Annotated in this window: 8 protein-coding genes; all 8 read left to right on the forward strand. The window is 36.9% G+C overall.

Going from position 1 to position 13,121, the window contains the following annotated elements; genetic code table 11:
- The first annotated feature begins 336 nt into the window (after positions 1-336).
- The 8 genes from ANG_RS04705 (at position 337) to ANG_RS04740 (ending at position 13,121) form a co-directional block, all read left to right on the forward strand.
- Complete coding sequence (locus ANG_RS04705) at positions 337-2,091, forward strand: type IA DNA topoisomerase (RefSeq protein WP_025271724.1); 1,755 nt, start codon at positions 337-339, stop codon at positions 2,089-2,091.
- Positions 2,088-3,923, forward strand: coding sequence for an AAA family ATPase (locus tag ANG_RS04710; RefSeq protein ID WP_025271725.1), 1,836 nt, complete (start codon positions 2,088-2,090; stop codon positions 3,921-3,923). Before ANG_RS04705 ends, ANG_RS04710 begins: the two co-directional genes overlap by 4 nt.
- A gap of 88 nt (positions 3,924-4,011) precedes the next feature.
- On the forward strand, positions 4,012-4,359 hold the full coding sequence (locus ANG_RS04715; protein WP_025271726.1) for a TrbC/VirB2 family protein: 348 nt from the start codon (positions 4,012-4,014) through the stop codon (positions 4,357-4,359).
- A gap of 13 nt (positions 4,360-4,372) precedes the next feature.
- Positions 4,373-5,431 (forward strand): hypothetical protein, encoded by a 1,059-nt coding sequence (locus ANG_RS04720; RefSeq protein WP_025271727.1) that lies wholly within the window; start codon positions 4,373-4,375, stop codon positions 5,429-5,431.
- Positions 5,432-5,449: 18 nt separating this feature from the next.
- Positions 5,450-6,202, forward strand: coding sequence for a hypothetical protein (locus tag ANG_RS04725; RefSeq protein WP_025271728.1), 753 nt, complete (start codon positions 5,450-5,452; stop codon positions 6,200-6,202).
- A 24-nt stretch (positions 6,203-6,226) separates the two neighbouring features.
- Positions 6,227-10,183, forward strand: a complete 3,957-nt coding sequence (locus ANG_RS04730; RefSeq protein ID WP_025271729.1) for an SspB-related isopeptide-forming adhesin — start codon at positions 6,227-6,229, stop codon at positions 10,181-10,183.
- Between the two features lie 154 nt (positions 10,184-10,337).
- Complete coding sequence (locus tag ANG_RS04735) at positions 10,338-10,523, forward strand: helix-turn-helix domain-containing protein (protein ID WP_025271730.1); 186 nt, start codon at positions 10,338-10,340, stop codon at positions 10,521-10,523.
- 60 nt (positions 10,524-10,583) lie between these two features.
- Entirely contained in the window at positions 10,584-13,121 is a 2,538-nt protein-coding gene (locus tag ANG_RS04740; protein WP_025271731.1) for an SEC10/PgrA surface exclusion domain-containing protein, read from the forward strand.

Here is a 13,121-nt window from a genome sequence, read left to right on the forward strand (position 1 = left end):
CTTTTTATTTTTTCTGGTTTGTCCCATTAAAAACAAAAAAATCATTATCCTTTAAACTAATGTTAAAAAATGAAAGGAGCCAAAATGGATATAGAGGATAAACTTAAAAGAAAAAATATTAAGTTAGCTAAGGAAGAGGAAGAATCGGAGAAATTCATGGAGTATTTAGGTATATTTTATTTTCTATACTGTCTCCTCCTTCTTATCATTGCAGCGTTATGGCAGTGGGTCACGAGTTTGAGATGAACTAGACCATGAGCGCTACTACTATAATGATGGAATCGTCACTTAATATGGCTGTAAATTTAGCCTTTCATTCAATCCAAAGGAGAAACAATGATTACCGTTTTATTAGCAGAAAAAGATGATCAGGCGGCAACCTATGCAGCTGCATTAGGAGAAGGTCGCAAAAAAGGAATGACATGGATTATTCAACAGAGTCCTTACCTTGAAGGAGAAATTCATATCGTTGCAGCAGAAGGACACTTATTTGAATATGAACCTCCAAATAACAACTGGGATTTAGAAAAACTCCCTTTACTAGATGTATCTTTTAAGCAGCACTTAAAAGACGACAAGAAAAGCAAGAATCGTTTTAATGTTATCTATCAAGAAGTTAAAAAATCAGATCGTGTTCTTATTGGAACAGATTCTGATCGTGAAGGAGAGCGGATTGCTTATTCTATTCTGTCTCATATTCCAGGAGGAAAAGAAAAAATTTGGAAACGATTGTGGGTTCACTCTATGACCAAAAAAGGTTTACAATGCTCTTTTCAAAATTTAAGAGATCCAACAGAGACTTATAACTATTATTTAGAAGCAGAAGCCCGTGCGCAAAGTGATTGGTTAGTAGGGATGAACTTATCCCCTTTTGTAACCTTGTCTCTTCAACATTCAGGAAAAGTCTTACGGAAGAAAGAAAATCTTTTTTCAGTTGGTCGTGTTCAAACACCTACAATTCGGATTTTATGTGAAAACGATATTAGCATAAGAAATTTCGTTCCACAGACTTATTGGAAATTACAGCTAGAAGATAAGCAAACAGGTATCGTCTTTTCAAACTCTGAACCTTACTATGATAGCGAAGAAGTATTTAAAATAGCTAGAAACTTGTCAGAGGTTTCTACAGTTTCTTCTATTGAATCAGAAGAACATGTAAAGGCAGCCCCTCCTCTATTTTGCTTGTCTGACTTGCAGGAGTATGCTGCTAAACGTTGGAAGTTTGATGTTTCTATGACAGAGCAATTAGTAGAGAGGCTTTATCTTAAAAAATATTTGTCTTATCCTCGAACAGATAGTCGCTATATTACACAAGAAGAATTTGACTATTTGTCAAGTAATATAGCTGCTTATCAACAAGTATTACAGTGTTCTTTTGAGGTGGCACACCCTGAAGCAAGAAAAAACTATGTAAATCCTGAAAAAATTGGAGAAAACAGCCACTATGCGCTGATTCCAACTGAAAAAATTCCTGATCTGCTTTCTTTGACACCCCAAGAGCGCTTGATTTATGAGGCAGTCACAAGAAGAACTATTTTAATGTTTGCGGAAGATTGTCGCTATGAAACAACAACTGTTCAATTGAAAAATCAAGGTTTAGAATTTGTGACACGTGGAAGAAAGATGGTTCGTTTAGGTTGGAGTGAGTGGGCAAATCAAACTATTCGAAAAGATGTCTTCTTGCCTCATTATCAAGCGGCTCAAAAAGTTTCTAGTATGATTTCTGTTTGTGAAGAAGTAACAAAACCACCTAAACGCATTACAGAAAGTCAGTTGATTGGCTCTATTTTTTCAAAATATGGTCTTGGAACTCCAGCCACAAAAGCGGCTATTATTCAGACAATTCAAGATAGGGGATATGTCACAAAAGATAAGAAAACAGGTCAATTTACACCAACCAAAAAAGCTTATCTCCTGATTAACTTTTTATATGATAATGAATTTTCTAATCCAGAAACAACAGGAGGATGGGAAAATTTCTTATCTCAAATTGGTGAAGGAAACATCAACCCACGAGAATTTGTGGATGCGATTAAAGAAAAATTGAAGAACCAGATTGTGGCTACTGAGGAAAGAGGTGAGTGCAGTTGAATCAAGCATCAAAGACTCCTTTTTTAGACCAATTTACAGAGAATTTATCTCAAAAAATTAGTCAAAAGCCAAAGGATTATCAAGTGTATGGAAGGGAGGAAGAAATTCAAGCTGTCATTATCTCTCTTTGCAGACGAACGAAGAATAATCCTATTTTGATTGGTGAACCTGGTGTTGGGAAAACAGCAATTTTAGAAGGATTAGCTTTGGAAATCTTACAAGATCGTGTTCCCGAAACATTAAAAGGCTTAACTGTCCGTTCCCTTGAATTGTCTAGTTTAATGAATGAGAGCGAAGGAAGTTTTATCACAAAACTGAAAAACATCATTGATGAATTAAAGAAAACTCCTGGTCAAAATCTACTCTTTATTGATGAATTTCATACAGTGGTCGGTGCTGGGAGTCAGAATGGAGAATCACTAGATGCAGGAAATGTTTTGAAACCTTCTTTGTCTCGTGGAGAGATTCAGTTGATTGGTGCTACTACATTAGATGAATTTCATGAGTATATTGAACAAGATCGTGCTTTGGAACGCAGAACCCAACCAATTCTCATTAAAGAGCCAACAATTGCACAAGCGATTGAAATTGTGGGGCAAGCAAAAGAAATTTATGAAGACTATCATAATGTTTCAATCAGTCATGAAGCTGTTTGTCAAGCCGTGAAACTATCTACCCGTTATATTCCCGATCGCTTTCTTCCTGATAAAGCTTTTGATTTGATTGATGAGGCTGCTACTATAGTTTCTTCAAAGGGACAAGAACTTGTTACAGAACGGGAAATAGCAGAAGTGCTGAAGAAGCAAACTGGTATTCCAGTAACTACTGTTTTAAAGGGAAACAAAGAACGCTTAGATTCTTTAGAAGAAAAGCTTCATCAGCGAGTAAAAGGACAAGATGAAGCTATCAAAGCTGTTGTAGAAGTGATTAAAATTAGTCAAGCTGGAATGCAAGACGAAAACAAGCCAATTGGTTCCCTTCTTTTCTTAGGAACAACTGGAGTTGGAAAAACAGAATTGTCAAAAGCTCTGGCTGAAGGATTATTTGATGATGAAGAAGCGTTGATTCGATTTGATATGTCAGAATACTCTCAAAAAGGTGATGTCACTAAATTGATTGGAGATAGAAATCGTAGAAGCAAGGGACTTTTAACAGAAGGAGTCAAAAGAAAACCTTATTCCGTTATTTTGCTCGATGAAATAGAAAAAGCTCATCCAGACATCTATGACCTTCTTCTTCAGGTGATTGATGATGGTCGATTAACAGATGCGACCGGAAGATTAGTCAGTTTCAAAAATACTATTGTGATTATGACAACGAATATTGGTCAAGAAAAGCTTTTGACAAAAGCTGCTATGAAAGGCAGTCTTCGTCATTTAACAGAACGGGAACAAATTCAATTTGAAGCTAGTATGGAAATTGAACTCAAAACAGAATTTCGCCCTGAATTTTTAAATCGGATTGAATACAAAGTGATTTTCAATTTACTCGAAAGAGAAGATTTAGAAGAAATCGTGGAGAAAAATATGAAAGAAATCGAGGAGCGAACGAATAAAAAGGGATTGTTCTTATCTTATGACCCAGCTGTTCTGGATTATTTAGTAGATATCGGAACAGATTCTAAAAATGGTGCTCGTCCACTTGAACGATTATTGAAAAGAAAAATTCAAGCTCCTATTTCAGATATTATTTTAAAACTTCCGAATATAAAAGCCCATCAGTACGTTGTTCATATTCAAGTAGAAGGAGAAAAAGAAGAAAGTAATCCCCGAAAAGACCCTCGTCAATTGCAATTTAATGTTTTAAATCAGTCAAACTATTTATTCAACTGAAAAAATTTTTCTGATTTGTCCCATTAAAAACAAAAAAATTATTATCCCTTAAAATAAGGAAGTCAAATGAGAATAAAGGAGGAAAATCATGAAATCATATTTGACAACACAACTAACTAAGGTGAGAAATAAAAGTAAAATCTATTTCTCCTCCCTTGCTCTTTTCTTAACAGGTGTATCTGCTCATATTGTGTATGCAGCAGATCCGTTTGAAAAAAGTAAAAACCTTGCACAACAAGGAATCACTAAAATACAAGGTATTAGCATTTTTCTATTTGGACTGGGACTTGTTGTTACTGGTCTTGTCTATAGCTTAGGAGGACGAGAAATAAAAGCAGCTATTAAAAAGCACTGGTTAGCCATTGCTATAGGTATCATCGTTGTATCTACTGGTCCAAGTATTGTAGAGTGGTTTTATAACTTTGTTAAAAGTTAGAAAGTAGGTAGTTATGGCATTTAAACTTCTAAATAAAGCAAGGAAATGTCCCATAAAAGATGAATTATTTGTGCAAGTTACCTGGACTCCTAACAACTCTCCAGCAGAAGATGAAAAGCTAAATTCTTTAATAGAGGAGCTAGATGAGAATATTCTAGCTGAAGGTCAATTTCATTTTGATGAAACCCTTCCTTACCTCACCTTTTTACAAGCAGAAGTTCTTTTTCAAGAAATGAAGCGAGAATATGAATCATTTCTGATTGAAAAAGTTTCTGTTTGTCGAAGAGAAGGTGGAGGAATTACAACGAAAGGAGAAGTATTTGTCCAACCTCTTTTGATAGATGCCAGTTATCAAAATTTGTTGCAACCTTTAATGGAATCTATTTTGACAACACCTGACTTCTCTACATATAGCTATGATGAAAAAAGAGATTATTTTATCAATCAAGTTTTTCCTAGCTATCGAGCTAGTTTAGATGTTAGCGAGACTTCTCTTCCACTGTTTCCGAGTAAAGAAGAAGTCCATAGTAAAGGAAGCATTCGTAGCCCTGCGGTTTCTATTCAAAGAGATGAGTTTCAGCAACAAAAGCAATCCTCTCATCCTATGAAAAAAATTTATCTTACTTTGGGAATAACTAGCCTATTACTTTGTTTATCTTTAGGGATTAACATTTGGATATTAACTAATCAAAGTCAAATGACTCGACAAGTTCAGTTTTTGCATCAAGAGTTAGAAAAAACGATTCAATTACAAAAACAAGAACATCGGTTGGATGTTTTTAGTCGTTACTTTATACCAAGTTACTATTCTAATAACAAACAGTTATTAACTGATTTTTTGGATAAAGGAAATGCAAAATATACAGTTCCAAAAGAAGGAACCTTGCAATCTGTTATTCTGGAAAAAATCAGCTATGAAGCTGGTGAATATACGGCAACCTATGTTCTTGCCTTAAAGCAAAATAATGGAATCAAAAGCGTTCGATTAACACTCGTTGCCAAAGAAAAGAAATCCAGCCCCTATGGCTTTGTCATCACTAAAGAGCCAATAGAAACAACTTATATAAAATAAAAGAAAAGGAAAATCTAAATGAAGAAAAATAAACTATTAACAATGCTAAGTATTTCAACGATTGTATTGGCAAATGCCGGAATGGTCTTGGCGGATGCACCAGTTGTTCCAGTAGATCCAAGTGCTTCTACTGAAGTAACTCCGAAACCAGAAACACCAGCTGAACCAAGTCTTCCGGTTCCAGAAACTCCAAGTGAACCTTCAACAGAACCAGAAAAGCCTGTTGAACCGACTCCGGAAAATCCTGGTACAAAACCAAGTGATCCGGTTGTTCCTTCAGATCCGACAAATCCTTCTACGGAACCTTCAACAGAACCAGAAAAGCCTGTTGAACCAGCTCCGAACCCAAGCACACCTTCTTCAGAAGATAAGAAGGATGAAGAAAAACCAAAACCAGAAGAAAAACCCAAAACAACGGATGAAGCAAATCAAGCTGGTAAAAGCCAAATTGGAACAACCTCAACTGCTACAGGTCAAGTGGTGCAAGATGTAGCACCAAACAAACCAGTCACGACAAATTCAGGAGTTACAATTGTCGGAGTCCAAAATAGTAATCCGATTATTGCAAATGCAGACGGTACAACTTCTATTGTTTCAGCTGCTTCCATTGGAGCAACAGTTAATCCGGATCAAACGGTTTCCGTAACAACCGCTTCAGGTGAATTAAAGACATTACCTAAAACAGGTGAGAAAGCATTCATTAGTTCTCTGCTATCATTGATTGGTCTATCTTTGCTTGCAGTAGGAACAAAATTAAAAAAATTGTTTTAATAAAATTTAAGGAGAAATCAAAAAATGAAATCAAATGAAACAAAAACGTATGGCTCTATTCGCAAAATCAAGGCTTATGGTACTTGTGGGGTTATTTTAGGACTTGCAGCACTAGCTGTAGCGACAACTAATGGCGTACAGGCAGATGAAGTCGCTAAAGAGCCTACAACGGTTGCACCCGCAAATACAGCTACTAATTTACCAGATAGCCAACCAGCCAAAACAGCTGAACAACGTAATCAGTTGAATCAAGCTGGTCAAGCACAAGGAAATGTAACCGTACAAGTAGATAATAGTCAAGTGAACCAAGCAGCTCAAGCAGCTCAAAAAGAAGGTGTAAAGGTTGTGCAAGATGCTTCTGTTGATAAGGGTACGACGAATACAATTACTGAAACACAAAAAGCTCAAGCGGAAATTGCAGCTGATCAAGCTAAGCAAAGGGCAGCTGTTGAAAAAACAACAGAAGATTATGTAAAAGCAAAAGATGACCATGCAAAAGCGGTTGAAGAAACCAAGCAAAAGAATGCGCAAATTGAAGCAGAAAATAAAGCTTTGAAAGAAGCACATGACAAGGCTAGCCAACAAGCAGCGCAAACCAATCAAGCAGTGGAACAAGTGAAAGCTAAGATTAAAGCTGAGTTTCCAGATGCCAAAGTGACGGAGACCACTAAAGAAATTAAAGTGGATCCAACCAAAACGTCTTATGATGCCTATACAAAAGTTGTCGATCAAGTAAAAGCTGAAAATAAAAAAGCTACTGAAACCTATCAAGCTGAAAAAACGAAAGAAAATCAAGAAATCGCAGAGACAAAGGCTTATAACGAAGCGGTGCGAAAACGCAATAGTGAGAACAAGGCAAAAGTAGAAGCCGAAAATGCAGAAATTGCCAAACGCAACCAAGCTCAGTTGGCTCATAAAAAATCTGTTGAAGCAGAAAATGAAGCAATCAAAAAACGCAATGCAGCCGGTCAAGCAAAGGTAGATGCAGAAAACAAGGAAATTGATAAATTCAATAAGAAAGTTGCGGAATTTAACAAGTCTGAAGATGAGCGGGTTGCTCGTGAACGTGCCAAAGCGGAACAAGATAGACATAAAGATGGGTATCTAAGTGAAGTGGTTACACAAGGCTTAGTGTTTAAAAATGAGACAAACGCTAGTATTACAGTAACGGGTGCAGATAGTTATACAAGCGCTAAAGGATTGAAAGAAGCTTTTGCGGAAGCTCATCAAAAAATTGGCTTGCCATTTCAGGAATATGTGTTTAATTTTTCCTATCTGGACGATCGAACAATTACAAAGCGTTCTGATCGTTTGGCTAAACAGTTTGAATTATATCAAACAACCACAGCTATGACAGCCGTAAAAGGTAGTAAATTGGGAGTTGTAAATTCTCATGTTGGGCAAACTGTTACGGTGACTTGGGGCAATCTTCAAAATTCCAGCTTCAATGGCAAAAAAGTAACAAAAGCAGAAATGAGCATTACTACGTTGCCGAATTCTGAAAATGTTCAAGATGAGGTAATTTATGGCTTCCATCAAAACCCAGCAGATGGTGTTGAAATTTCTGCCATCGCAAAAGATCGCAGTAAGGATTATTTCTTGCGCACTCGTCTTCAATTACGTTATTATTTAGAAGACGGTACAGTTGTTAATTTTTCAGATACAAAAAACAAGCCAAATGAAGGAAAAGGCTTACTTGGTATTTCAAGTTTAAATTCTTACAAAAATCACGTAGAGGGAGTTCAAGAGACTTCTACTTCTCGTTTTGTTCCAATTTCTGGTTCTTCCATTGTAAAACATGATAATGGCATGTTTTACTCAAATGAACGGGATAATTCAGATGGTGCCCATTTTGGTTTACCGTATCAACATAATGCCATTGATCATCGAGACAGTCCTTATTTTTGGTATTTAGCTGGTGCAATGGAATTGAAGGGGACAGCACCTGAGTATGATATTGTTGTATCTAATTGGGATAAATTAGGAGATTTTAAAGGTGAAGGACATTATACTCCATCAATTTGGTTTACGCTGACAAGTGAACTGGCAGCAACTGGTGTTCCAACTCGCCCTCAATATCAACAGCCAAAAGAGCTTAAAAGCTTTACTCCTGAAAAACTGAAAGAAGTTCCAACACCTAAATTAGAAGAGTTGAAGAAGTTTACTCCTGAGACGGAAAAAACTGTACCAACTCCAAAAGCTAAGTTAAGCTTGGTCACAGTTAATGGTGTACCAACACCAACATATAAACCAACTGAAAAATTGCCAACACCGCCTGTTGTTCCAACAGTGCATGTGCACGATTATAAATTATCTACTCGTCCACAAGTACAGAAAGCAGTTGAAAATGCGGATAAGGTGAATATTAACGGTCAATACGTTGCTAAAAACTCGCTTAATCGTTTTGCTTTGCAGACGGAAACACTTCCTGCAGGTCGCAAGCCAATTACTCAATTAGTCTTTAATGACCACTTACCACAAGGCTTTAAAGTGGATTTGGAAAAGACAAAAGAAGCGAATAAAGGTTATGAGGTCGCTTATAATGAAAAGGCAAACTTGTTGACATTTAAGGCAACCACAGCTACTCTTACTTCGGTTAATAAAGATTTAGCTAAAGAGTACAAATTGGCTGATTTGTCTGTTTGGGGTCGTCCTCAAAATGACGCTGCAGATTATGAAAACGTCTTTGAAATGGTCGTGAACGGTGGTGGTTCAAATGGTTATGTGCGCAAGTCAAATAAAGTCCTGATTCATACACCAGGAAAACCAGATCCAAATAAACCAAACGATCCAAAAAATCCAAATCGTGATCCACTAAAACCAGAAAAGCACAATTACAATGCTGCTGGAACAGTGGTAGATGGCAAAGAAATGCTTCCTGAAGGAATCAATTACTATGTTTCTAAATGGACGAATCGCCCAAATAAGAATGACAAGTCTGGTAAAGAAGCGATTGCTAAAGGCTTTGCATATATTGAAGATTACCAGGATGATGCTGTCACACCGCTCGAAAGTCGATTCCAAGTGAAAGATGCTGAAGGCAAAGCTGTTAACGGTTTGAAGATGTACCATGTATTAGACCGTAAGACACTCTCTAAAGCCTTAAATGACATGATTGACAAATCAGGTATTTCCCCTAAAGGCGCATTTTACATGTGGGTAGCAGAAAAACCAGAAGAGTTTTATAAAGCCTACGTTCAAACAGGTATGGACTTATTCTTCCATACTCCAATGCAAAACAAGAAAGGCTTTACTGGTAAATACACGAACCAAACCTTCCAAGTGCAATTCGGCAATGGTTACTATTCAAATGTGGTAGTTAATCATGTACCAGAATTGAAGGTACAAAAACGAGTTTATAACAAACTTGGTGATGGTCAAAATCTTGATGGTAAGCTTGTTAAACTAGGTGATAAGTTCTATTATTTCCTAGATGGAGCTAAATTACCTGCAAATCGTGGTGAAGCACTCAAAGAATATCGTTTCTATGATGATTTTGATGAAAAGGGTGATGAGTTCACAGGTGAATATAAAGCTATTGCAGGGGTTGATATTAAGCTCAAAGATGGTTCGGTGATTAAAGCTGGCACAGACTTATCACAATATGCGGAGCTGAAATATAACAAAGCTAAAGGTGTTGTCGAGATTTCTATGAAGCAAGACTTCTTAGATAAAGTAGACAATGCTTCTGAATTTGATGTGGATGCGGCTATTCAAATGAAACGAATTTCGGATGGAACATTTGAAAATACTTATAAGAATGTGGTGAATGGTCATGAAGTTGTTTCTAATACGGTTAAAACAAGTACACCTACACCTGAACCAGAAAAACCACAACCTAAGAAACCAACCCCTGCACCAAAGACACCAGCCCCAGCTTTACCACAAACAGGTACAGCTTCTGGTATTGGATTGTCTGTTTTGGGAATGATCCTTGCTGGCTTTGGTCTGTTTGGTTTGAAAAAATATAAAGAAAATTAAAAAGAAAATCTGATAAACGCAATAGATAGCTTTGATCAGACTGATGGAGCAAGCTAGGCGTTTTGCCTAGCTTTTCTTTTTGGTATCGGTTGAATTCATTATTTTTGTATCGTATAATAAAGTTATCCATCACAATAGGAGTCATTTTATAAGCATGAAAAAAGAAATTGAAGAATTATTAAAAAGTGGGCGTACTGCCTATAGTATTGCAAAAGAATCTGGTGTTGATGTGACTGCGATTCAAAAATTTATGAATGGTCAGCGAAAAATCGGGAATATGACTTTAGATACAGCAGAAAAGTTGATAAAAGTCATCAAAAATTCTGAGCAAGATACTTGACATTATAAGACGTATGTCTTATAATGTAATTATAAATCATTTAAAAGGAGTCATAAGATTATGAATAAAGTTAGTAAAACATTGATGACAACAGTTGCGACTGTTGCTGTGGTAGGCGCTGGTCAAGTAGTACAAGCAGAAGATGTGCAACCAAAAGAGGTTAAAAGTACGGAAGCTGCTCAAACGAAAGCAGTTGTAACAAAAGAAGAAGTAGCTCAATCTCAAACAGCTGTAGACACCGCAACTGCAGCGGTCAAAGCACAAGAACAAGCAACTAATCAAGCACAAAAAGATGTGACGGCTGCTGAAAATACGGTCAAAACAGAAACAACGAATGTCGCTCAAGCTGAAAAAGTCGCTCAAGAAGCGACTCCAGAAAATGTGGCTAAAGCAGAAACTTCTGTTAAAGAAGCTACTGGTCAAGTCACCCAAGCTGAAAATGCTGTATCTGCTAGTCAAACAGCCCAACAAACAGCTCAAAGTGAAGTGACTAAACAAACAGAAGCAGTCGCAAAAGTACAAGAGACAGTTACTAAAAAACAAGCAGAAGTAACTCAAGCAGAAAAGAAAGTAGCCGAAAAACAAGCCATTTTAGATGGTACGGGTACTAAAGAAATTATTGCTAAAGCTGAACAAACGCAAGCAAAAGTAAACGCTGATAAAGAAGCAGTTGCTAAGGCTCAGACAGATTTAGCTAAAGCAAAACAAGATGACCGAAAACGTACTTCCGATTTAGCTGAAGCAGAAAAAGTAGTAACTCAATCTCAAAAGGCGGTAACTACTTCCAAAGCTGATTTAGATAAAAAGGTAGCTTTGGCTAATAAAACAGCTCAAGCTTTAGAAAAGGCAACAGCTGATTTAACCAAAGCTGACCAAGATGTAGAGGCTATAAACCAAATCAAATTGACTCAAGAATATATTGCCGCTTTAAGAGACTATGCTTCAAAAATCGCCACAGCTTCTCCAGCTGAAGAAAAAGCCATGACGGATAAATTAGTGGCTCTTGGAAAAGTTTTGGCGAAACAAAATCGCTTTAAAGCGAATAAAAATGATAGCCAAGAAAAACTTGACTTGAATAATCTTTCAGAAGCAACGAGAGAAGAATTGTCTCTCTTTGCAGCGGATTTATTGAATCAAATTCACTCATATTTTGGTACATCTAAGGTTGAAGTAACAAAAGATGCAGCTAAAATTGTTCACAATCATGTTTCAACTTCAAAAACAAATGGCGTGAAAGGTCATGACCTGGCAAACCTCAATAAAGTGTTGGCACAGTATGGAATTTCTTCTGGCACTGAAGAAAATATTGGTTTGAATGGTGGTGCTGGAGCAGGACAGATTGTAACAAAAGCAGAATTGAAACGTTTGGTTTATAATGCGATTGTGAACATGATGTTTAATGCTTCTGAAGATTATGAAAACAATGAGAATAATGAATTTTTCCATGCTTCGAGCTTGTCTGGTCTTTTTAGTCCAGGTGTCAAAACGACTTATTTAGGGGTTGGTACATCTTTTAAAGATGATTATTGGCAAATCGTTAATTTCTTGTTAATTCATGATAAGGGGCTGACGGGTAGTAGCTTTAATCGTACAGTATTAGCTAACCCATTTGATAGCCAAGAATTATTGAAGACTCAAAAAGAAGCTCAAAGTACTTATAATGCTGCAAAACAAGATGATGAACGTGCACAAGCAGATAAGTCGAAAGCAGAAACTTCTGTTAAAGAAGCTACTGCTTATTTAACAGGAGTAACGGCACAACGTGACGCTATTAAAGCTATAGAAGTTAAAACTCCTGCAGCACAAACTCAATTGGATCAAGCACAGGCAACTTTAAAAGCGGATGAAGTTGAAAATAAAGCAGCCCAAGAAGCCGTTGCTCAATTGAATGCGGACGTGAAAGCTAAACAAGCAGCTTTAGCACAAGCCAAAGCTGAATTAGCTCAACAACAGTCAGAGCTTAACGCACTTAAAAATAGTCTTTCTACTGAACAAAACAAATTAGCTACTAAGAAAGCTGATTTAACAAAAGCACAAGCATTGGTTAGCCAACGTAACAATGAGTTGGTTCAAGCTAAAGCACGTTTGACAGCGGCTCAAGAAAAAGTGCGTCAATTGAAAGATGCACCTGCACGTTTAGCTCAAGCAAAACAAAGCTTATTGACAGTTAAACAAACTTTAGCAGAAAAGAAAGTTCTGCTTGAGAAAGAAGAAGCAAAATTGCAAGTGTTAAAAGAAACTCAAGCAGAAGTGGTCGCTCAACATACTAAGCTTGTAAAAACATATCAGGCTCAATTGGAAGCAGAACGCTTGGCAAAATTAGCAGCGCAAAAAGCAGCGATTGAACAAGCAGGCGGACAAGCAATTCCGGTTGTGGACGAAACAGGTAAAATTACAAGTTATGTGGACGGAAAGAAACAAGCTGTTACACCAACACTCACTCCAACCAATCATAAACGAGTAACGGTCAACTATAATACTGTTTCTGCTAAACAGTTGCCTTCTACAGGGGAAGTTACCTCTTGGTTAGGAATTATCGGAGGAGCTGTTCTCTCAGTTCTTAGTTTTGCAGGTCATAAAAGAAAAGAGGTAGAATAA

The sequence above is a fragment of the Streptococcus anginosus subsp. whileyi MAS624 genome (assembly GCF_000478925.1).
GTDB lineage: Bacteria > Bacillota > Bacilli > Lactobacillales > Streptococcaceae > Streptococcus > Streptococcus whileyi.